The sequence below is a fragment of the Gilliamella sp. B2923 genome (assembly GCF_026536565.1).
Classification (GTDB): Bacteria; Pseudomonadota; Gammaproteobacteria; order Enterobacterales; family Orbaceae; genus Gilliamella.
On sequence record NZ_JAFNNZ010000002.1, the window covers coordinates 259245 to 282510 of the forward strand.

Below are 23266 nucleotides of genomic sequence, written 5' to 3' on the forward strand. Positions count from 1 at the left end.
AGCTTAAATGCACATTAAGTTTGATTGATTGCCTCAAATCTATTTTGGCTTAATGTGCTTGATACGCTTAAATTTGAGTACCGATTCCCTGTTGTTTAGCTTTTAGATAAATATCGTAACCGACATAAACATCTAATACTGCTGTGCCCACTGTTTTAAACAGGGTAATTTGCTGATCGTTTACACGACATTTTTGCGGATCGATAACTAAATCACCCAATTCAAAAAAGTCATCTTTTGTCACTAACTGTTGGTTAATCGGATCAATAATATCACCCGCCTCAGCAAACACGCCATCTTTAGTATCTAATACACGAATATCAGCTTGTTTAACAACGCTCTCCGGTATTTCATGCATCTTAGGCGTATAAGCACCAACACCATTAATGTGTGCACCGGATTTCACCTTTTCACCATTAAAAGTAGCAGTGTTGGAAGTGGTAACTGAAGTAATAATATCTGCACGGCTAATATCTGAATCAAGATCTTGTGAGAAATAGAGATGAGCCGGAAAGTGGGCAAATCGTTGTTTCATCTCTTCGGTAAATTGTTTAGCTTTATTGGTATCAATATCATAAATAGCCACATCAGTAAGTGGACGCACCGTTAACATGGCTTCTAACTGAGAAATCGCTTGCCCACCGGTACCTATTAACACCGCTCGCTTAGCCTCTTTTTTAGCTAGCAGATCTGTCGCCGCCCCTTGAACAGCGCCAGTACGTAATTGTGTCACATAAGTACCGTCTAACATTGCGCATACTTCGCCAGTTTTCGGATCGATCATAAGTACTTGTGCTGGCACCGACGGTTTACCCAATTTAGGGTTATTGGGAAAAACCGAAACAATTTTTATACCAACTACATCGTTATCTTTAATATGTGCAGGCATAAATAAACATTGACCATTTTGCATATCAAAATTTATACGTAATGGCACTTCACTGTTTCCTTGTGTATAAATTTTTAAAGCCTGTTTATCAGCCGCTATAGCCTCTTTCATGCTATAACATTGTTGTATATCTTTTGCGGTTAAAATTAACATGATGATTCCTTATATGTTGTTATCCGTTATTTTACTTTTTTGTTATCTGTTGTCTATGTTAATGAGTAACAATACTAAGCAAAACAGCGCAACGAATGATTTAATTATAAATAAAATCATAAAAATCAAAGTTCTTGTATATTGGATAGATTTTCACTATTATTACCTGGTACAATTTTGTACGGTAATTGAGAATTCAAATGGTTTTTAAAATATTAAAGTTTTTTTTAAAGATATTATTCCATGTCAAACTTAATGGTAATTTAAATAACTTAAAGCAAGAAAGACTCCTCATCACTCCTAACCATGTTTCCTTCCTAGACGGCATTTTAATCGGCGTATTTTTACCTGTAAGACCGGTGTTTGCAATTTATGCTGGGTATATTAATCATTGGTTAGTTCGTTTTGCCAAACGCTATGTTGATTTTGTCCCCATGGATCCCTTAAATCCTATGGCGATTAAACGATTAGTCCGTGAAATTGAAAAAGGCCGACCTATTGTTATTTTCCCTGAAGGTCGCATTACAATCACAGGCTCATTAATGAAAATTTACGACGGTGCCGCTTTTGTTGCTGCCCGTTCACAAGCGACCGTTGTACCGGTTTGGATTGAAGGTGCAGAATTTACCTTAACCAGTCGCTTAAAAGGGTTATTTAAGCGTCGCTTGTTTCCGAAAATAACCATACATGTACTCGAACCTACTACTATTCCAATGCCGGATGCCGCAACTGCCAGTGAACGCCGCTATATTGCCGGTGAAAAGCTACATCAAATTATGATGAATGCCCGAATGGCAAGTCGTCCTAAGTTAACCCTATTTGAAGCCCTGCTTGAAGCTCAAGTGCGTTATGGCGTTAAAACCCGTATGGTGCAAGATCCAACCACACATGAAGCCTCTTTCCGTCACTTATTTAAACAAATTATCGGTATCAGTCGCATCGTAGCAAAATTTACGGCTCCGCAAGAGCGGGTGGGGCTACTATTGCCTAACGCAACAATTACGGTGGCAACCTTTTTTGGTTTATCGGTAAAAAATCGTACGCCTGCAATGCTTAATTATACCGCGGGCACTAAAGGGTTAACCTGTGCTATCACAGCGGCAGAAATTAAAACGATTATTACATCACGTAAATTTATTAAAAAGGGCAAACTTGATTATCTACTCGATGAAATCAAAGGGGTTAAGTGGTGTTTTCTTGAAGATTTAAGCAAAAGCTTAACACTTTCGGATAAACTTTATACCTTTATTTTTCAATACATTCCACGCTTAGTGGCGCATCCTCAATCGAGTGACGATGAAGCGTTAGTACTGTTTACCTCCGGGTCTGAAGGCAATCCTAAAGGGGTTGTACACACTCATGGCAGTTTGCTCGCCAATGTTGAGCAAATTCGTACCGTCATCGATCCCACGCCGGCCGATAGATTTATGTCAGCTTTACCGCTGTTTCATGCTTTTGGCATCACAGCCGGACTATTTTTACCACTGTTTTCCGGTAGTCGAACGTTTTTATACCCTAACCCATTGCATTACCGAATGGTACCGGAAATCATTTACGACCAAAACTGTACCGTTTTATTTGGAACACCAACATTTTTGGCTAATTACGCTCGTTATGCGCACCCTTATGATTTTATGCGTTTGCGCTATGTGGTTGCTGGGGCAGAAAAACTACCGGAATCAGTACGTGAACAATGGAAAGATAAATACGGCATTCGTATTTTAGAAGGTTATGGCGTAACCGAATGTGCGCCGGTTGTTGCGTTAAATGTCCCTATGGCATTTAAAAATGGCACTGTTGGGCGCTTAATGCCGGGTATGGTTTCAAGATTGATTCCTGTGCCGGGCATCAATGACGGCGGTGAGTTACAAGTTAAAGGCCCGAATGTCATGAAAGGTTACTTACGGGTTGAAACTCCCGGTCAGTTAATCACACCTGCGGCGGCTGATCAAAATGGTCAATTAGAAGAAGGCTGGTATGATACTGGCGATATCGTCAACATTGACAATGAAGGATTCATTACTATCAAAGGAAGACTAAAAAGATTTGCCAAAATTGCCGGTGAAATGGTCTCATTAGAAAGCGTAGAAGCATTAGCGAAAAAAGTTGACCCCGATGCCATGCATGGTGCAACGGTCAAACCGGATTCAGCAAAAGGCGAAGCGATAGTCCTGTTTACCACTTCAAATAAGTTAAGTCGTGATCTGCTTAGTCAAGCAGCGCAACAATTGGGTATTCCGGCATTAGCCATTGCACGTGATATTCGTGTTGTTAAAGCGTTGCCGCTACTCGGGACGGGTAAAATTGATTTTATCACTCTTCGAAAAATGGCTGACGAATAACCGAAAGGATTACGCATGAATCACTATTCCTTATTAAGCAAAGGCATGGTCGCAACCATGCTGGCGCAGTTTTTTTCAGCTTTTGCCGATAATGCGATCTTTTTTGCCATTCTCGCTTATATTAAAAATCTTCATTATCCCGAATGGAGCCAATCAGCACTGCAAATTAGTTTTGTCGTCCCATTTATCATTCTTTCGCCTTTTGTCGGCCAGTTTGCCGACAGCATGTCCAAAGGCAGAGCAATGATGATTGCAAATTCGATCAAGTTAATTGGTGCCGGTTGTATCTGTTTAGATATTACCCCTTTTGTCGGCTATTTTTTAGTGGGAATTGGCGCCGCAACCTACTCCCCGGCAAAATATGGTATTTTGGGCGAGCTAACTACCGGCGATAATCTGGTGAAAGCCAATGGTTTGATTGAGTCATCGACAATTGCCGCAATTCTACTCGGTTCACTGGCTGGCGGGCATATTGCAGATATGAGTATTATTGCCTCCCTGCTCACTTGTGTTTTGATGTATGGACTGGCCGTGCTTGCCAATATTTTCATACCAAAACTTCCTGCCGCAAGAAAAAATATTGAATGGAAATTTATCAGCATATTGCAAGATTTTGTCAAATCAATTACTGTGGTTTTCACCAATAAACAAACCTTATACACACTATGTTGTACCAGTCTATTTTGGGGAGCCGGAATTACGCTACGTTTCCTGTTAATCGCTTGGGTACCAATCGTATTAGGTATTGAAGATAATGCCACGCCGACTAACCTTAATGCAGTTGTGGCTATCGGCATTGTTATTGGCGCCGGGCTGGCAAGTATGTGTATCTCGATGAAAAATACCCTGCGTTGTATTCCGGCAGGAATAGTAATGGGACTGACCGTTATAGCATTCACCTTACAAAGTAATATTATTTCATCGTATATTTTACTGATTCTAATTGGCGCTTTGGGCGGATTTTTTATCGTGCCACTTAATGCGTTAATTCAAAAAATGGGGAAAGAGTTAATTGGTGCCGGTAGTGTTGTTTCAATCCAAAACTTAAGTCAAAATAGTGCTATGATGATTATGCTAGGGCTTTATACTTTAGCGGTCGCCATGAAATTACCCGTTATTGCAATAGGTGTCGGCTTCGGCAGTTTAGTTGCCATTGTCATACTCTTTTTATGGATAGGATTAAAAAAGCATGCAAAACATTAATCTTGGCGATATGATGACCGAGAATCAAAACCCTAACAGTGAACACATCGATCAATGTTCCACGCTTGAAATTCTCAGCATCATTAATAATGAAGATAAGCAAGTTGCGCTAGCGGTTGAAAAGCAGCTTGCTAACATCGCAAATGCTGTCGATGCAATCAGTCATGCATTTTTAAATAATGGCAGACTTATCTATCTTGGTGCCGGCACTTCTGGCCGGCTTGGCATTTTAGACGCCAGTGAATGCCCACCAACTTATGGCACGCCACCTCAACAAGTCATAGGCTTAATTGCGGGCGGTAAACCAGCCATTTTTAAAGCAGTTGAAAACGCTGAAGACAAACCGGAGCTGGCAGTTACCGACTTAACCGATATTCAATTTTCGGCCAATGATATTTTAGTCGGGATTGCAGCTAGTGGGCGCACACCTTATGTCATCGGAGGAATGCAATACGCCAAATCACTAGGTGCAACTGTCATTAGCCTTTGCTGTAATGCCAAAGCGCCAATGATAGATTTAGCCGACATTGCCATTACCCCCATTGTTGGGCCTGAAGTGATTACTGGCTCATCAAGAATGAAAGCCGGCACAGCCCAAAAACTCGTCCTTAATATGCTCACCACCGCCAGCATGATTAAAATAGGTAAAGTTTATGGTAATTTAATGGTCGATGTTGAAGCAACTAATGCTAAACTTATCGAACGGCAAATAGCAATTGTTAGGCAAGCAACACAATGTGATCGCCAAACCGCCATTTTGGCTTTGCAACAAAGTGAACAGCATTGCAAAACAGCAATTTTAATGATTTTGGCCGATCTTGATGTGATTGAAGCCAAAAAACGGTTATCGGAAAATAAAGGATTTATCAGAAAAGCACTCAACACTATGATAAGCTAATTTGATGCAGTTAAAGCAGTTAGCAAAAGAGATTTTATGACTCAAGTCTAATTTTTCAATCATGATTGTTGACATTAATGCAAGTTATAGAAAAATATACCGAATACTATTACTACAATTATTAGATTTATAACCAAAATAGTATTAATTTCTATCACGTTTAGAAATATGAGCTTGTTAGATTAAGAGTAATTTCGTCATACTTTATTTCGTAATATGAATACACTTCTCTCTAATTTTTAACATTAACTATTTCACATTAATGGCTTTTTATTAATACACAAGGGAAATGTATGAAAACATCATTCTATAAGTTTAAAACTACTTTCGCTTTTCTGGGTCTAATTACGCTGGCAACACCAACGGTTGGCTTTAGTCAAGAAAACTCGCTTCCTAGCCATAATGAAAACATCACTACACCAACAACTGCTGATTCAACGCTTATCAAAACACAATATGGCTTAATCCAAGGTTATTACGACCAAATTAATAATGTCATTCAATGGACGGGCATACCTTATGCCAAATCCCCAACCGGCGAGTTAAGGTGGAAAAAACCGGTTGATGTTGAACCTTGGAACGGCGTATTTGATGCAACCAAAGCCGGTCAAGTTGCCATGCAACTTAAAAACAATAATATAATAGGTTCTGATGATAGTTTAAACCTTAATATCTATCGCCCTAATAATCATAAAAATAATTTACCTGTACTGGTTTATATACACGGCGGAAATAACCAAATCGGCACCGCCATGGAAATGACTGGCAACACGCTGGTAACCGATCTTGATGCCATTTTTGTGTCAATTAATTACCGTTTAGGACCATTGGGATTTAACCCGCTTCCAGCCTTACAAACCGGCGATAAATTAGAAGATTCAGGTAACTATGCGCTACTTGATATAGCAAAATCATTAGATTGGATAAAACAAAATATTGCGCAATTTGGCGGCGATCCGAATAATATTACCGTCTCAGGCTTTTCAGCAGGTGGACGAGATGTAATGGCAATGTTAATTTCTCCTATCTTTAAAGATAAATTTCAACAAGCTATTTCATTTAGTGGCGGGATGACGGTCGCAGATAAAGACGATAGTATCAAAGTTTTTGCCAAAGCTATCGCCCCACTGGTGGTTGAAGATAAAATTAAACCAACTGAAGAACAAGCTTATCAATGGTTGTTAACCAATCAATCTGAAGTCAAAAAATACCTCTATAGCATCTCATCCGATCGGCTTGTTGCGCTAATGGGAAATGCCGGTATAAGAATGAGTGTTTTTCCACATTTATACAATGACGGCTATGTGATCCCTAAAGACGGTTTTAATACTCAACACTACAATAGTGTCCCGTTAATTATGCTTACCGGTACTGGCGAGTTTTCACTATTTGCACAATCGTCCCCTTATTTTAGTCAAGAAGCCGGTTCATTGACCACCAAAGCGTCAGCTGAATTTCAATTTGCCAATAAATATGGCAGTCGTCTTTATGAACTATTTAATGTTACCGACTCAGCTAATAAAATGGCACCATTTTACCCAGCCAATATTTTTGGCGTGACAATAAAATATGGCGAGGATCAAAATACTGTTGGCTTGCCTATGGGAATATTTGGCGCTTTTCATGGTGTTTTCATCCCATTAATGGATCATTCTTCAGATAATTATGAAAAGATAATTGGCAATGCATTTGAGACTAAAGGCGCTAAGCAACTGAGCATGATATTTAAACAATATCTGCATAACTTTATTCATCACGGCAACCCTAACGGCGATGATCTAATTTATTGGGAAAATTGGACAGCTAAAAACCAATCGTTACTTTACCTTAACGCCGATAGACAGCAAGCCCAAATTTACATGGGTGAGCAAAAATGGAACTATCAAGATGTGCTTAATCAAATGGATAACGATCAGTCAATCGATGCAAAGGTTAAAAAGACTTTAATCGCTGAAGTATTAAATGGCAGATGGTTTAGTCATGAACTTGATCTGAAATATAAAAATAAATCATTATGGATTAAATAAATGCCATTTATCTTAAAGGGATTGGTTGAGATTGTCGAACATGACATATAGTTGAAATATTTTCATGTAACAGTGAATAACTTTATAAAATACAAATGATTAATTTATATAGCATCACAATTTTTTTCAATATTTGTATTTTATCAATTATAATCAGATAAAATACATAAATCGTAAAATAGTTGAATTGCAACAAGTAAGAAAATCGCTTTGTACTACGCAAAAAAATATATTTTATAATCAACTAATTATGTAGGATATATCATTTTTTTTGAAAAATTTATAACATTTATATTAGCGAATAATATAAAAATCAGGAGGTAGTTATATGGTAGGAATTATCCTGGCAACTCATGGTGAGTTTGCTGAAGGTATTCTACAATCAGGCTCTATGATATTTGGTGAACAAGAAAATGTTAAAGCCGTAACATTGCACCCAAGTGATAGCCCTGAAAGTCTAAAAGAACGAATGTTAGCCGCTATTGCCACATTTGATAATCAAGATGAAGTGTTATTTTTGGTCGATTTATGGGGCGGCACGCCATTTAATCAAGCAAATAATTTATGCGGAGCGCACCCTAATTGGGCAATTGTCGCTGGTCTAAACTTGCCCATGTTAATTGAAGCTTATTCATCACGTTTCTCCATGGAGTCAGCAAAAGAGATCGCCGGAGCAATTTTAGAATCGGCTAAAGACGGCATTCGTGCAACGGTAGATGCGCCAGCGAATCAAGCTCCGGCAAAACAAACATCAAATACCATTCCGGAAGGCACTGTGCTTGGTGACGGAAAAATGAAGATTGTGTTAGCTCGAGTCGACTCTCGTTTACTGCATGGACAAGTTGCCACATCCTGGACTAAATCGACCAATCCTAATCGTATTATTGTTGTTTCTGATTCAGTTGCTAAAGATGAGTTAAGAAAAAAACTCATTGAAGAAGCCGCTCCTCCTGGTGTTAAAGCCAACGTCGTACCAATCAAAAAAATCATCGAGGTTTCAAAAGATCCCCGTTTTGGGAATACCAAAGCACTATTACTCTTTGAAAACCCGGAAGATGTGGTGCGAGCTGTTGAAGGCGGCGTCGATATTGAGGTACTCAATATTGGTTCCATGGCTCACTCAGTGGGTAAAGTCATGGTAAATAAAGTGCTTTCAATGAATGAACAAGACGTTGAAGCCTTTGAAAAATTAAAAGCAAAAAATATTAAATTCGATGTTCGCAAAGTGCCTAATGATTCAAATAGCAATATGGATGAATTATTAACTAAAGCGAAAGAAGAGTTAGCCGAACAAAAGAATAAGTCTTAATTAAGGGGTTATATTATGACGTTATCAATCGTTGCTATCCTGTTAGTGATAGCTATCGCCTTTCTGGCAGGAATGGAAGGTATTTTAGATCAGTTCCAATTTCATCAACCGTTAGTGGCATGTTCATTAATTGGACTGGTAACCGGTAATCTAGAAGCTGGTGTAGTATTAGGTGGATCATTACAGATGATAGCACTAGGCTGGGCAAACATTGGCGCAGCAGTGGCACCGGATGCGGCACTAGCGTCTGTTGCCTCATCAATTATATTAGTGTTAGGCGGGCAAGGCGTTGAAGGTGTTTCAACAGCGATTGCGGTTGCAATTCCGTTAGCGGTTGCCGGACTGTTTTTAACAATGATCGTTCGAACACTGGCTGTGCCTTTGGTTCATATGATGGATAGCGCAGCGGAAGAAGGCAATATTAGACGTATTGAATTACTCCAAATATTGGGCATTTGCATGCAAGGTTTACGTATCGCTATCCCAGCTGCAGCATTACTATTTATTCCGGCTGAAACAGTTAAAGACGCATTAAATGCAATGCCAACATGGTTAACCACCGGTATGGCTATTGGTGGTGGCATGGTTGTGGCTGTTGGTTATGCAATGGTTATCAATATGATGGCTACCCGTGAAGTATGGCCGTTTTTCATTATCGGTTTTGTTGTTGCCGCTATTTCCCAATTAACCTTGATTGCCCTTGGTGCATTAGGTATTGCTTTAGCGTTAATTTACCTTAATCTTTCTGAACGTGGCAACAACTCAAATGGTGGTGATAAAGGTGATCCACTAGATGATATTTTGAATGATTACTAGGAACTTGGAGAAGAAAATGACTGATAAAATTCAATTAACTAAAAAAGATCGTTTAGCAGTTGCTTGGCGCTCAACTTTCCTTCAAGGTTCTTGGAACTACGAACGTATGCAAAATGGCGGCTGGGTCTATTCAATGATTCCGGCGATTAAAAAATTGTATACCACTAAAGAAGATCGTTCTGCTGCATTAAAACGCCATTTAGAGTTTTTTAATACTCACCCTTATTTAGCATCGCCTGTTTTAGGAGTAACCCTTGCTCTTGAAGAAGAGCGTGCCAATGGCGCACCGGTTGATGATGTGGCTATTCAAGGGGTAAAAGTGGGTATGATGGGACCTTTAGCCGGTGTCGGTGATCCGGTGTTCTGGTTTACTGTTCGACCAATGCTTGGTGCCCTAGGTGCATCGCTCGCACTAAGTGGCAATATTTTAGGACCGATTTTATTCTTTTTACTTTGGAATATTATTCGTTGGGGCTTTATGTGGTATACCCAAGAGTTTGGTTATCGTACCGGTTCAAAAATCACAGATAACCTATCAGGTGGTTTACTGCAAAAAATTACCAAAGGCGCCTCAATTTTAGGGATGTTTGTTCTGGCAGCTTTGGTGCAAAGGTGGGTATCGATCAATTTCCAACCTGTCGTTTCAAAAGTGAAATTGGCAGACGGTGCCTTTATTGATTGGAGCAAAATATCTAATGGTGCAACAGGTATTAAAGAAGCCTTAGAACAAATGCAAGCTGGATTATCTCTCACACAAACGAAGATAGTTACTTTACAAAATAACTTAGATCAGCTGATACCTGGACTGGTTCCATTACTTTTAACCTTTTTATGTATGTGGTTATTACGTAAAAAAGTATCACCAATCTTAATTATTCTTGCACTATTCCTAGTCGGCATTGGTGGACACGTGATTGGTCTTTTATAAGCAACCAATCTTGTAAAGAAGTTTCAGAAAAGCACTATGTTTGAGCATAAAAACATAGTGCTTTCTCTCTCTATTAGCGGCGTTTTTGACTGATACAATTATCACCCGGCTTGCTAATTACCGATATTGAACATGGCAGGCAAAATAGCATCGCTAAATTATCATCATACTTGGAGAAATATGGTTCAATCATTAAATACCAAAATCGATCTGACCACCAAAGGGACAACTTTTGTTGGCACCACTGAATACGGCAATATTATGATTGGCGATAAAGCCTTTGAATTTTATCATCAACGTGACCGCCGTAAGTATATACAAATCCCATGGCAAGAGATTGATTTTGTCAGCGCATCGGTCTTATTTGGCGGTAAGTGGATACCACGCTATCAAATACATACCAAACAAAATGGCACTTTTACCTTTTCCTCGAAAGATCCCAAAACAGTTTTACGAGCGATTCGAGTTTATATTGATAGCCAAAAAATGGTGAAATCATTAGGTTTCTTTGATGTCATAAAACGGGCATTTATTCGCAAAAAGCCCAACAAATAACCCTATTAATTTATTTCATTGTTTTGCTGAGTAAACACTTAAAATTTTTGCGTTGGTTTGGGCAATTGCCGCTGTTTTTCTTAATTAAATAAACCGCTCATTTAAAAGATATCTGCTTAAAAGACATAATGGCAATATTATTATGCTCAATTTGAAAAAGGATTAATCTAAAGTGTAAAGCAAACAGCAAAGTGGCGGTGTTAACCCCACACTTTAGCGCTCGATATGCATGCAAAAAGGCTAAATGCTGCACTTATAAATATAGATATTTTCTAATAGCAAATTATAAACAATTCAAACCATTACCGTTAACCCTCAATCCCGTAAATGATTAGGTAGGTCTATTTGCTTTATTATAAATAATCTCGCACTAACCCCAGCTGATAAACAGTCATTGCACTTTTTGCCAGAAAGAGTATAATTTCGGGGCTTTGATTTTGTCCATGTTGGGCAAAAGAAAGATTATTTTTTAATTTAAGAGGATGTTATGGTAACTATTCGTTTAGCTCGTGGTGGCTCTAAAAAGCGCCCTTTTTATCAAGTAGTTGTCACTGATAGCCGTAACCCACGTGATGGTCGTTTTATTGAGCGCGTTGGCTTTTTTAATCCAATTGCACAAGGTAAAGCAGAAGAATTACGTTTAGATCTTGATCGCGTAAATCATTGGGTTGGTTTAGGTGCAACCGTTTCTGATCGTGTTAACTCATTGATCAAACAAGCACAAAAAGCTGCTTAATTTAGTCGTTTATAGTCACTGTAATGATAATGAATACTGAGAATCTGATTGTTGTAGGTAAACTTGGTTCAAGCTACGGAATTCGTGGATGGCTCAGGATTTTTTCGTTTACAGAATTTCCGGATAGTATCTTTGATTACACCCCTTGGTATATCCAGCGTGCTGGACAATGGCAAGAAGTAATCGTAGAAAGCTTTAAACCGCATAATCAAGACATGATTGTCAAACTCAAAGGCGTTGATGATCGAGATCAAGCAAATGCATTAACGAATGCTGAAGTGTTTGTTGATGCTGATAAATTGCCTAAGCTCAATCAAGGCGATTTTTATTGGAAAGATCTTATCGGCTGTCGAGTGAAAACAGTTAACGGTTATGACTTAGGTCAAGTCACTGATTTAATGGAAACCGGTTCTAATGATGTGTTGGTCGTTAAAGCCAATCTAAAAGATGCATTTGGAGCAACAGAACGTTTAATCCCTTTTGTTGAAGAACAATTTATTAAACAGGTTGATTTAACAACAAAAATGATTATGGTCGATTGGGATCCTGCTTTTTAATTGGTAAGGTAAGATTATGTGGATTGGCGTAATAAGCCTTTTTCCCGAAATGTTTCAAGCTATTACTAGTTATGGCGTTACTGGTCGAGCAGTTAAAAACGGACTGTTAACAGTAGAATATTGGAACCCGCGCGATTTTGCGCATGATAAGCATAAGACTGTCGATGACAGACCTTATGGCGGTGGGCCCGGCATGTTAATGATGGTACAACCCCTTAGGGATGCCATTCATGCGGCAAAAGCAGTAGCAGGTGAAGATACAAAAGTAATCTATCTTTCCCCACAAGGGCGCAAACTTGACCAACAAGGTGTTTGCGAATTGTCACATAATCAAAAACTTATTTTGATTTGTGGACGTTACGAAGGTATAGATGAGCGCGTTATCCAAACCGAAATTGATGAAGAGTGGTCAATTGGGGATTACGTGTTAAGTGGCGGTGAATTACCGGCAATGACAATGATTGATGCATTAGCAAGGTTTATACCGGGCGTGTTAAATCACCAGTCATCGGCAGAAGAAGACTCTTTTGTTAACGGTTTACTTGATTGCCCGCACTATACTCGTCCAGAGGTGTTAGATGGAATGGCGGTGCCCGATGTGTTAATGTCCGGACACCATGAAGCGATTCGTCGCTGGCGATTGAAACAATCACTAGGACGAACTTGGTTGAGAAGAGAAGATCTTCTTGAAAATCTAGCTCTGACTGATGAAGAGCAACGTTTACTCACTGAATTCCAACGGGAATATCGTGATAAACATAGCGACTAAAATTTCAGTATAACTAGTAAGAGATAATATTATGAAAAATGCAATTATTCAGCAATTAGAACAAGAACAAATGAAAAAAGACATCCCGTCTTTTCGCCCGGGTGATACGGTTGAAGTAAAAGTATGGGTTGTTGAAGGTAACAAAAAACGTCTTCAAGCATATGAAGGTGTGGTTATTGCTATTCGCAATCGTGGTTTACATTCTGCATTTACAGTACGTAAAATTTCGAATGGCGAAGGTGTTGAACGAGTATTCCAAACTCACTCACCAATTGTTGATTCAATTACTGTGAAACGTCGTGGTCAAGTACGTCAAGCGAAACTTTACTACTTACGCGAACTTCGTGGTAAAGCGGCTCGTATTAAAGAGCGCCTTAACTAATATTGATTGGTTACAATTTAAAAACCAATTAAAATATATCAGATTAAATATGGTCACCTTTACGGTGGCCGTTTTTGTATCTATCATATTATCTTCCAGCCAACTGTCTGAAGTTGACAACTAAATCCAATTTACTGTTATTCTTTGAAAGGTAATACTATGAGTAACTATCTTGTTGATATTGTCTCAACAACCATAAAACTCTTTGCCCTTATGACGCCACCAGCGGTATTAAGCGCATTTTTAAGTGGTACTAAACAGTACGACGAATCATTACGCCGCAAAACCGCGCGTAAAACATCGTGCGCGGTATTTATTATTGGTATCATATTATTCTTTTTCGGTAATACCCTGTTTAGCGTTTTTGGTTTTACCTTAAATGCGTTTCGAATCGGCTCTGGTGCTTTACTGTTTATTACCGCAGTTTCATTAATGAATGACTCGCCGGAAAAAAACAAAATTAGTAGCGATGATGATATCAGCGTCGTTCCGCTTGCGGTACCGCTGTGTATGGGTCCTGCGTCTATCGGGACAATCATTGTTATGGGCACCAGTTCCGTCGGATTTGCTGCAAACATGGTAGGCGCCGTCTCTTTATTGATCGCCTCTTTAGGCATCTACGCCATGCTTTTATGCGCCAAAACGATTGCTAAAGTATTAAAAAATACCGGCATTGCGATATTATCAAAATTAACCGGACTGTTAGTATCCGCTATCGCAGCACAAGTTGTGTTTACCGGGGTTGCGGCATTTTTAAAATAGTCATCTAACGTTGCTGTGCAAACAAAGTCACGCTTTGAGCACACAGCCTTAAACGTTTTATCGATAAGATTTTGACATGTAATCATCATCCTAAGTGATGATGATTACATTGTTAGACACAAACTAAGTTGACTTAGTTGTGATAGCGGGATTACGTTTTTTATAAAAAAAGTAAGAAATTAAAATAATAGTAATTAATGCCAGTTCAGACAGTAAAATATAATGACCTGACTCGCCAAACCAAACGCCCAGTATAATCACAATATTGACCGTAATTGAAATCATGGCTAACCATGGAAACAGCGGTGATTTGAATTTAATCATCTCTTTCGGGTATTTACCACTATTCACCCCCTTACGGAATTGATATTGGCACCATGCAATGATAATCCAGGCAAAACAGCCGACCTGTCCGGTACCGGCGACTAAATAAAGATAAAGCTTATCAGCAGCAATATATTTCGAAAATAGCGAAACTAACGCAATGATAGCAATAAAGAGAATGCCTTTTGTTGGTACCCCTCGTTTATTTACTTTGGAAAACGATTTTGGAGCTAAATTATCTTGTGCCATAGACCACAACATTCTTGAACTGGCATAAACGGCAGAATTAGCAGCCGAAATAGCAGCACAGAAGATCACAAATAGCATCATATAAGAGGCGAACTGAATCCCGGCCTTGTTAAAGACCCAAACAAACGGGCTGATTTCATCGTGAGCAACGCCATAAGGATAGACAAGCGCCAATACCGCTATTGCTAATACATAAAATAGAATAATTCTAAAAGCAACGCCGGTAATAATTTTCGGTAAAACCGATTGTGGCGATTGTGCTTCGCCAGCCGCACTACCAATTAACTCTACCCCTTGAAATGAATAAGTGACAATTGTCATACAGACAAAAATCGACAAAAAGCCATTGGGAAACCAACCACTTTCTGTTTTAAATGTCGGCAGTAGATGCGTTTGCTCATATTGCTGATAAAGCAGATAAATGCCGGTGGCAATAAAGGCAATAATCGCCAACACTTTTATGGTAGAAAACCAGTATTCACTTTCACCAAAGGCACGAACCGAGGTTAAATGCACCGAGGTGATCACAACTAAAATAATTAAACTAAAAAGATAGATAGGAATGGAAGGAAAGACTTGATGAGCAATCATAGCAGCCGCTGTAAGATCTGCCGCCATTGACAATACCCAACTTAACCAATATAACCAACCAATGGTGTAACTCCATATTGGATTGGGAATAAACATTAATGCATAGTGTTGGAAAGAACCAGCATGCGGAAAAGCGCAAGAAAGCTCACCTAAACAAAGCATCGTAGAGAGCATAATACTGCCCGCCATTAAATAGGCAATAATTGTCCCTAACGGTCCAACCGTGCTAAGAGGTGCTGCAATACCAATAAATAATCCCGTACCAATTGATCCGCCTAATGAAATCATCAAAAGATGACGATTTTTAAGGTTTTTCTTTAAGTTACTGGGATAAGGACTTTCTTGAGTTTCTGATATAGCCATGTAAACCGCCTAGTAATCAATAAAAGCTGCCGGTGACCCGGCAGCTAGCACGAATTAATAAATAAAACGTTTTTCTACGCCATTTGTTTGACATGCCATGAGTAAGGCTGTGTAATCGAGTTCAAAACCGATCATATCGCCGACTTTCAATGTTTCAGTCACATCTTCAATATCAACAATAGTATGATCACTGGTTTGACCTAAAACAGTAATGTTATCGTCGATAGGAACACAGTTTTCGGCCGGAACGTCTTGACGTCCAAAAGCCAATAAAGCACGTTTACGTGTACCATTATCAACAAATGTTTTACTGTTTAAAAATGCATCAACCCCTAACTCACCAACAGGAACAGTAGGTTTACTATTGAGCTCGATGATTTGGGCATATAATTTATATAAATTACTGCATGCCTTCTCAACAGGTTTATTTGAGTGGTGGAATTCATCAAGATATTTCATATCCACATACTCAATACCAAACTCATGTAAACCACCGATTCTGATGTGGTTTAATCCTTCAGGCCAAATACCTTTATCAAGCAGATGATAGCTGGTGCAATTACCTGCTGACAGATATTTGATTTTGATATTACAAGCCTCTTCCACTTTACGTGCTATGTGTAAAAAATCCACGCCATTTTTAACGGTTGGCAGAACAGTACCATAGCAGTTAAAGTTGGTGCCAAGCCCATAAAGCTCAACACCTGGTAAAGATAATATGAGTTTAACGGTATCGATGATATCATCGAGGTGTTCAAACCAAATACCTTCACGTAAGTCACCCATATCCACCATTAATAATACTTGATGAATTTTTTGTTGCTTAACGGCTTCATCCGAAAGCGCTTGGATAACTTGTTTTTCACTGTTTAAGCTAATATCAGCATATTTAACAACATCGCTGATTTCGCTTAAACAAGGGCTACGTAATAAACAGGTCTTACAATTTAAGGCGTCTTTTAATTTTTTCAAATTGTAAGTTCTTGACTCAGCGATCACATCAATACCGCCGTCAAGCACGGCTTTGGCGGTTTCAACGCAACCATCAAAAACTTTATTGACGGCCATTACTTCAATGCCGTGTTTAGCTAACAGCTCTTTTTCAACACGAGCATTGTTTCTTAATTTACGTAAATCGATTTCCAATATAGGTTTGTACATACTTTACTCCTCTATATCTTATTGTTGTTGCAAGCGATTACGTTTTTGTGCTCTATGGTAGATCCATTCAGCTAACACAATAGCTAACACCGCACCACCAACAATTTTAGCGATATATTCAACATATCCACCCATATCGATTTGTGCAGGTGGGATAAACACTAAGATCACCGCAAATAGAGTCGATAAGAAACCTAACGCAGGTAACACAATCGGTAACACTTTACCCGGAATTTTAAAGCTACGTGGTACATCAGGTTGAGTAATACGTAAACGATAATAAGCAATAAACATCACTAAATATGGGATAAAGTAACAGATTGTTGTTAACGCCGTTAACATCCAATATGCTGCGGCAATACTCGGTGATACGAAAGTTGAGAAACAAAGTACGGTTACAATAATTGCTTGAACAATTAACGCAAAAGCTGGTGTTTTATACACAGGATGTAAACGACCAACACGTTCGCCAAGTAAATTATCTTCTTTTGATGCTTCTTGTAACATATAGATAGGGCCAACTAACCATGAGTTAATTTGTCCTAACGCACCAAAGAATAAACAGATTGCCATAACTGGTAATAACCAAGGCATATGTAACTCTTTTGCCGCTGCTTCCATTGCTTGCATTACACCTGCAACAATATCAGTATCTTCAGCTGGCAATAAAGTATTAATTGCCCAAGAACCAATCATGTAAATACCCACAATCACAATTGCTGATACCGCCATTGCTTTAGGGAAATCACGTTGTGGATCACGAGTACGACCAGCGATCATCGGCGCAACTTCAAGGCCAGCAAAAGCAAACATCATACTAGATAAAAACACAATCGTATCCCAGCTACTTAAATCAGGGATCCAATCGCTAAGATGACTATAGTCAGTTGCCATTGGATGACCAGTTAATAGCCAAACAATTGCTAATAGCACAATAATTGCAGCCGGAATAAATACTCCAAGCCATGCACTGACACTATTGATAACTTTAGTCCATTGCATACCTTTGATATTCATTAATGTCAAAATCCAAAATACCACCATGGAACCAACACCTATAAACACCTGATTTTGGGCAAGTTCAGGACTAAACATATAACCAATTGCAGTAAAACCAAACTGCAACATTAATGGGAAGAAAAGTACACATGAAAACAGGAAGCAAACAACCACTATCCAACCAACACGTTTACCAAATGCTTCTTTTACCCATACAAAGATCCCACCATCTTTTGGCCAGCCTGTTGAAAGCTCACCACATACCATGGCTAAAGGGAAGAAAAGACAGAATGCAGCAAGTAGCCAAAGTACCATTGCTGACGCCCCATAAGGCGCAACATTCGGAATTTGACGTAAACTTAATATTGCAATGACATTCATAAACACAATGTCTTTAATACCAAGTAAACTTGAATCTTTAGAATCACTCATAATAACCTCACATAATAACAACTGGGGCAGTTATTGCCCCAGCCAGTTCATGATTAATACACGTCGTATCCAACCATATCCTCGTAAGTGTCTTCACGGCGAATCAATCGATCTTTGCCATGTTTATCAATCATAACAACAGCAGTACGTGGGCGGTTGTTATAAACTGTTTGGCTTTCGATGGTATAAGCACCGGCATCAAGGAAAGCAATGATATCGCCAATTTGAGTGTCTTTTGGTAATAAGAACTCTTCACCTTTAACACCCACGTGGAAATAGTCACCACCGTCACATAATGGACCCGCTAATTTAATGTACTCATCATGTTGTTCAGTAATTCTTGATGCATCATAGACATAGAAGAACCAATCAAAGTGTTGGCTGTCAGATAACACGCTATAACCAGCATCAACAAATTTCCATTCAACATGTTCTTCGATGTTACCGTCTAAGTCATAGTTAGTTTTACGTTTTTCACAAGCAACTTCAGTTAAAAGTACACCTGCTGAACCGGTTACTTTACGACCTGGTTCAATACAGATTTCAACATCAGTACGCCATTTGTGAACTTCGCTAATGATTGCATCAGCAAAATCTTGTGCGGTAATACCTGCATACATATTGTCTTCTAATGGGTTACCATTTTCTTCGTCATATTTATATGGAACAGGAATACCACCACCAACGTTGATTAAATCAAATTTAATGCCAAGCACTTCTTCTAAACGGCGTGATTCATCAACTAATACTTTGGTCGCTTTGGCAAAAGGTTCTGCTTCCGGTACTTGATCCCCTACGTGCATATGTAAACCACGTAAATGAACATAAGGCATTTCAAGAATACGACGACAAGTCTCTTCAGCTTGTTCTAAGTCGATACCAGATTTAGCGTGATAAGCGGTGACTAATTCTGCGTGAGTTGCTGACGGTACATTTGGTTCAACACGCACACACACATTTGCCACTTTTTTCAAACGTCGTGAAATCTCATCAATAATATCAAGCTCATATAAGCTATCTACGTTGATGATGTAAAGATCGTTTTGGATAGCAAATTCTAAATCAACTGGTTTTTTAACCACACCGTTGAAAACAATTTGGCTTCCCGGGAAACCGATATCTAAACATTTACGCACTTCAAACATTGAGTTTGCTTCAGCATAGATACCTGCGTCTTTAATTGCTTTAAGTACGCCCATTACCGAACAGGTTTTAGAAGCATAGAAAATTTTTGTTTTTGGATGCGCTTTAAATGCTTCTTTGATTTCTTGAACGTTACGATCAATTTCCTTTTCAGAAAAAACATAAAAAGGCGTTGGGTATTTTCTGGCTAATTCTTCTAAATTAACCCCATCAAAACATAATTTGCCACTTTCAGCGCTAAAACGACGATCTTTTGTTATAAGATCTGTGCGTATTTTGTTATAATTTGACATAATTTTGTCGGACATATGACCTCCAGTTAATTAGTACATAAAAAAGTACATAATGAATAAGAAAAATGGCTTCTCACAAGTAATGCAATCAGCATGCCAACTTAAAAATTACTTATAAATCAAATTCTTAACTATATACTTACAAAAAAAATATTAGTCATTTAGTAAAAAATATGTTTTTATGACAAAAATTCGTCATTGTTGAGGTAATGGTTGAAAGGCTTTTAAAAATTAATATACCACTTAGTAAATGATCTCAATTTCAAAAGGTACTACTATCATGACAATCGATCCTGAATTATCACAAGCATTGGATGTATTTAAACATTTTTTCGATTTAATGCATCAGCCAATGGCCATTATCGATAAAGAAGGTAAATATATTTACTACAATAAAGAAAGTGCTGAGTTGGATGGCTTCCCGGAAGAACAAGCCATCGGTAAACCAATGCTTAAAGTTTATCCTAATTTGAAGAAAGAAGATAGCACTATGTTGCAAGCTTTACAACATGGTAAAGAGTATCAAAACAATTACCAAAGTTATTATAACCATGTTGGTAAAGTCGTTGACTACCTTCATACCACCGTTCCGCTTTATAATCACCAGAAAGAGATCATCGGTGCAGTTGAGATAGGCCGTAATTTATCCAACGTCAGACAATTACAAGACCAAGTATTTAAACTCAATAGCCGTTTATACCAAAATCAAGAACAACCCTTACCGGAAATTGTCTTTGCATCGCAAAAAATGCAGGACGTTATCGATCAAACCAATATTTTAGGTGCTAACGATGTGCCGGTATTAATTGTGGGTGAAACCGGCACCGGTAAAGAGCTGTTTGCCCGCTTAATTCACCAAACCAGTGACCGGCGTGATAAAGCGTTTATCTCGCTAAACTGTAGTGCCCTGCCAACTACGCTGATTGAAAGCACGCTATTTGGCACCGTTAAAGGCGCATTTACCGGCGCTGAAAACCGTCAAGGTTACTTAGAGCTTGCCAATGGCGGTACGCTGTTTTTGGATGAACTCAATGCAATGCCGTTAGAGATGCAAAGTAAATTATTACGCTTTTTGCAAGAAAAAACCTACTGGCAATTAGGCGGTAATAAAGAAATTCACTCAGATGTCCGTATTGTGGCCGCCATGAACCAATCGCCGGCAGAGCTGTTAAAAACTGGTAAAATGCGCAGCGATCTTTTTTATCGGTTGAATGTCGGTTTAATCAAACTGCCAGCCTTAAGGGAACGTACCGAAGACATTCCGGTATTAGCCCGGTACTTTATCGATAAACACCAGCATGACGTTAAAGTGACCATTAGTGGTATTAGCGAACCCGCGTTAAAGCAATTAATGTCAGCGCCGTGGCCGGGCAATGTCCGTATGTTAGAAAACGCCATAGTCCGCAGCATGGTGCTGCAAAATGAACCCGGCGAACTGCAACATATCACCCTTGATGATGAGCTGTTTGATATTCAAGCGCCACTTACTCAACAACAGCAGGTAAGCCAGCCGGAAAAACCGGTCAACGTTACACCGCCAAGCAGTGATAACTTAATCGAACAAGTTGAAAACTACGAAAGACAGCTCATTGTTGATGCCTTAAATCAAGCTAATGGCAAAATCATCACGGCGGCCAAATTGTTAAACATTTCCCGCACGACATTACAATATAAGGTCAAAAAGTATCATATTCAAATGGGCGTTATCGACAATTAATGGCAAACATAAAAGCCCGTTAATCAAAAGCCTTCGCACATGCAAAGGCACTACTCCAAGCCCATTGAAAATTATACCCACCTAAAGCGCCGGTTACATCCATAACCTCACCAATAAAATACAGGTTAGGATGTGACTTTGCGGCCATCGTTTTTGACGATAAAGCATCAGTACTCACCCCGCCTAATGTCACTTCGGCTGTGCGATACCCTTCTGTACCATTAGGCATAATTTGCCATTGCGTTAAGGCAGTATAAAGCTGCTTTTGCTCATTAGGATTGAGTTGTTTAACCAGCTTATCGGCAATCATATTCAATTGCATTAATGCCTCAACAACCCTTTTAGGTAAAATTTGTGCCAGACAATTTTTTAAAGACTGATTACGATTCTTCTCAAGCAGAGGTTTAAATGCCGATTCAAACGGGAGATCGGGCAACAAATTAATGGTAATAAATTCGCCTGCCTGCCAGTAACTTGATAGCTGTAAAATAGCGGGACCAGAAAGTCCACGGTGGGTAAAGAGTAAATTCTCTTTAAAACTGATTTTATCATTAGCCACTTCAACCGGCAGCGCAATCCCGGCTAGAGGAGATAACACATCTAACAATGGTTTATGTAAGGTAAATGGCACCAGACCGGCTCTAACCGGTACAACCGGAATGGCAAATTTTTCAGCGATTTTGTAACCAATTGATGTCATGCCTAATGCCGGCATGGATAAGCCACCGGTTGCAATAATCAAACTATGACTTTCAATAATGCCTTGTGAAGTGTGCAATTGAAAGCCGTCAGCCACGATCTTCACATCATCGAGCTGCGTTTGCATCATCCACTTAACACCGCCTTTTTGGCATTCGCTAACCAACATATCGACAATCTCTTTAGCGGAATTGTCACAAAACAGCTGACCATGATCTTTTTCATGGTAAGCGATGTTATATTGATTGACTAATTGGATAAAATCCCATTGATTATAACGGCTAAGCGCCGATTTACAAAAGTGCGGATTTTGTGAAATATAGTGCTTGGCATCGATATCCAAATTCGTGAAATTACACTTCCCGCCACCGGACATCAAAATCTTTCGCCCGGGCTTTTTACCGTTATCAATCACAGTCACATCAAAGCCCTTTTGCCCGAGTAACCCCGCACAAAAAAGCCCCGCTGCACCAGCGCCTACAATGGTGATTTTAGTTTGCATAGTTGAGATATTAAAAATAAATAATAGCTGATTATAACAGTATAAAATTATCCGTCATCATTAAGGGATATTTCAACCGATTTTTTGCTAAAATACCTATATTTTCTGAAACTTCTTGACAAGACTTGCCCGCTTTCTTATAGCATTAAATGCAATCTTTTATTTTTTCTTTTGAGATTTTGAGTGGCTTTTGTGTATGGTTTTTTCCTAATAGCGGTCTCAATATTTACTATTTTCTAAAATGAGAGTTAAAAATTTTTTATACTTAAACATAGGTATTTTCTGAAACTTCTTGACAAAACTTGCCCGCTTTTTTCATCGCAATAAATCCAATCTTTATTTTTCTGTCTTTGAGATTTTGAGCGGCTTTTATGTATGTTTTTTCCTAAAAACGGTTTCAATATTTAATATTTTCTAAAATGAGAATCAAAAATTTTTATACTTAAACATAGGTATTTTCTGAAACT

The 23266-nt window shown here is 38.8% G+C and carries 19 protein-coding genes and 2 pseudogenes; 15 read left to right on the forward strand and 6 right to left on the reverse strand.

The window, feature by feature from the left end; translation table 11 throughout:
• Window positions 1-67: 67 nt before the first annotated feature.
• Window positions 68-1042, reverse strand: coding sequence for a hypothetical protein (locus tag J3U42_RS03895; RefSeq protein ID WP_267335622.1), 975 nt, complete (start codon window positions 1040-1042; stop codon window positions 68-70).
• Window positions 1043-1242: 200 nt separating this feature from the next.
• Between J3U42_RS03895 and aas the strand changes: the two genes are divergently transcribed.
• From aas to J3U42_RS03960, 14 genes and pseudogenes are all read left to right on the forward strand, one after another.
• On the forward strand, window positions 1243-3384 hold the full coding sequence (gene aas / locus J3U42_RS03900) for a bifunctional acyl-ACP--phospholipid O-acyltransferase/long-chain-fatty-acid--ACP ligase (protein ID WP_220218874.1): 2142 nt from the start codon (window positions 1243-1245) through the stop codon (window positions 3382-3384).
• A 15-nt stretch (window positions 3385-3399) separates the two neighbouring features.
• Window positions 3400-4587 carry a lysophospholipid transporter LplT gene (lplT, locus tag J3U42_RS03905; RefSeq protein WP_267335624.1) on the forward strand — a complete coding sequence of 396 codons (1188 nt, stop codon included), beginning with the start codon at window positions 3400-3402 and terminating at the stop codon, window positions 4585-4587.
• A complete protein-coding gene (gene murQ, locus J3U42_RS03910; RefSeq protein WP_267335625.1) occupies window positions 4574-5485 on the forward strand; it encodes an N-acetylmuramic acid 6-phosphate etherase in 912 nt (303 codons plus the stop codon). Before lplT ends, murQ begins: the two co-directional genes overlap by 14 nt.
• A gap of 293 nt (window positions 5486-5778) precedes the next feature.
• Window positions 5779-7512 carry a carboxylesterase family protein gene (locus J3U42_RS03915; RefSeq protein ID WP_267335627.1) on the forward strand — a complete coding sequence of 578 codons (1734 nt, stop codon included), beginning with the start codon at window positions 5779-5781 and terminating at the stop codon, window positions 7510-7512.
• Window positions 7513-7840: 328 nt separating this feature from the next.
• Window positions 7841-8216, forward strand: a pseudogene (locus tag J3U42_RS12395) (PTS sugar transporter subunit IIA); the annotation flags it as partial.
• Window positions 8217-8272: 56 nt separating this feature from the next.
• Window positions 8273-8821 (forward strand): annotated as a pseudogene (locus J3U42_RS12400) (PTS system mannose/fructose/N-acetylgalactosamine-transporter subunit IIB); the annotation flags it as partial.
• A 15-nt stretch (window positions 8822-8836) separates the two neighbouring features.
• The gene (locus J3U42_RS03925; RefSeq protein WP_220218869.1) at window positions 8837-9637 is read left to right on the forward strand and encodes a PTS mannose/fructose/sorbose transporter subunit IIC; all 801 of its coding nucleotides are present in this window, start codon (window positions 8837-8839) and stop codon (window positions 9635-9637) included.
• A gap of 16 nt (window positions 9638-9653) precedes the next feature.
• Entirely contained in the window at window positions 9654-10565 is a 912-nt protein-coding gene (locus tag J3U42_RS03930) for a PTS system mannose/fructose/sorbose family transporter subunit IID (protein ID WP_220218868.1), read from the forward strand.
• Window positions 10566-10745: 180 nt separating this feature from the next.
• Entirely contained in the window at window positions 10746-11120 is a 375-nt protein-coding gene (locus J3U42_RS03935) for a DUF956 family protein (RefSeq protein WP_220218867.1), read from the forward strand.
• Window positions 11121-11607: 487 nt separating this feature from the next.
• A complete protein-coding gene (gene rpsP / locus J3U42_RS03940; RefSeq protein WP_220218866.1) occupies window positions 11608-11856 on the forward strand; it encodes a 30S ribosomal protein S16 in 249 nt (82 codons plus the stop codon).
• 29 nt (window positions 11857-11885) lie between these two features.
• Window positions 11886-12413 (forward strand): ribosome maturation factor RimM, encoded by a 528-nt coding sequence (gene rimM, locus J3U42_RS03945; protein WP_267335629.1) that lies wholly within the window; start codon window positions 11886-11888, stop codon window positions 12411-12413.
• 16 nt (window positions 12414-12429) lie between these two features.
• Complete coding sequence (gene trmD, locus J3U42_RS03950) at window positions 12430-13182, forward strand: tRNA (guanosine(37)-N1)-methyltransferase TrmD (protein WP_220218864.1); 753 nt, start codon at window positions 12430-12432, stop codon at window positions 13180-13182.
• Between the two features lie 31 nt (window positions 13183-13213).
• Complete coding sequence (gene rplS, locus J3U42_RS03955; protein WP_034900792.1) at window positions 13214-13564, forward strand: 50S ribosomal protein L19; 351 nt, start codon at window positions 13214-13216, stop codon at window positions 13562-13564.
• 159 nt (window positions 13565-13723) lie between these two features.
• A complete protein-coding gene (locus J3U42_RS03960; protein ID WP_220218863.1) occupies window positions 13724-14326 on the forward strand; it encodes a MarC family protein in 603 nt (200 codons plus the stop codon).
• A gap of 123 nt (window positions 14327-14449) precedes the next feature.
• Here J3U42_RS03960 and J3U42_RS03965 read toward each other — a convergent pair whose 3' ends face one another.
• The 4 genes from J3U42_RS03965 to lysA are packed head-to-tail and all read right to left on the reverse strand — an operon-like array spanning window position 14450 to window position 19896.
• On the reverse strand, window positions 14450-15853 hold the full coding sequence (locus tag J3U42_RS03965) for an amino acid permease (RefSeq protein ID WP_220218862.1): 1404 nt from the start codon (window positions 15851-15853) through the stop codon (window positions 14450-14452).
• 54 nt (window positions 15854-15907) lie between these two features.
• On the reverse strand, window positions 15908-17014 hold the full coding sequence (locus tag J3U42_RS03970) for an alanine/ornithine racemase family PLP-dependent enzyme (RefSeq protein ID WP_220218861.1): 1107 nt from the start codon (window positions 17012-17014) through the stop codon (window positions 15908-15910).
• An 18-nt stretch (window positions 17015-17032) separates the two neighbouring features.
• Window positions 17033-18445, reverse strand: a complete 1413-nt coding sequence (locus J3U42_RS03975) for an APC family permease (protein ID WP_220218860.1) — start codon at window positions 18443-18445, stop codon at window positions 17033-17035.
• Window positions 18446-18498: 53 nt separating this feature from the next.
• Window positions 18499-19896, reverse strand: a complete 1398-nt coding sequence (gene lysA, locus J3U42_RS03980) for a diaminopimelate decarboxylase (protein WP_220218859.1) — start codon at window positions 19894-19896, stop codon at window positions 18499-18501.
• 262 nt (window positions 19897-20158) lie between these two features.
• Here lysA and J3U42_RS03985 point away from each other — a divergent pair, with 262 nt between their 5' ends.
• Window positions 20159-21598 carry a sigma-54 interaction domain-containing protein gene (locus tag J3U42_RS03985; RefSeq protein WP_416380438.1) on the forward strand — a complete coding sequence of 480 codons (1440 nt, stop codon included), beginning with the start codon at window positions 20159-20161 and terminating at the stop codon, window positions 21596-21598.
• Window positions 21599-21617: 19 nt separating this feature from the next.
• Here J3U42_RS03985 and J3U42_RS03990 read toward each other — a convergent pair whose 3' ends face one another.
• Window positions 21618-22799 carry an NAD(P)/FAD-dependent oxidoreductase gene (locus J3U42_RS03990; RefSeq protein ID WP_267335633.1) on the reverse strand — a complete coding sequence of 394 codons (1182 nt, stop codon included), beginning with the start codon at window positions 22797-22799 and terminating at the stop codon, window positions 21618-21620.
• Window positions 22800-23266 lie beyond the last annotated feature (467 nt).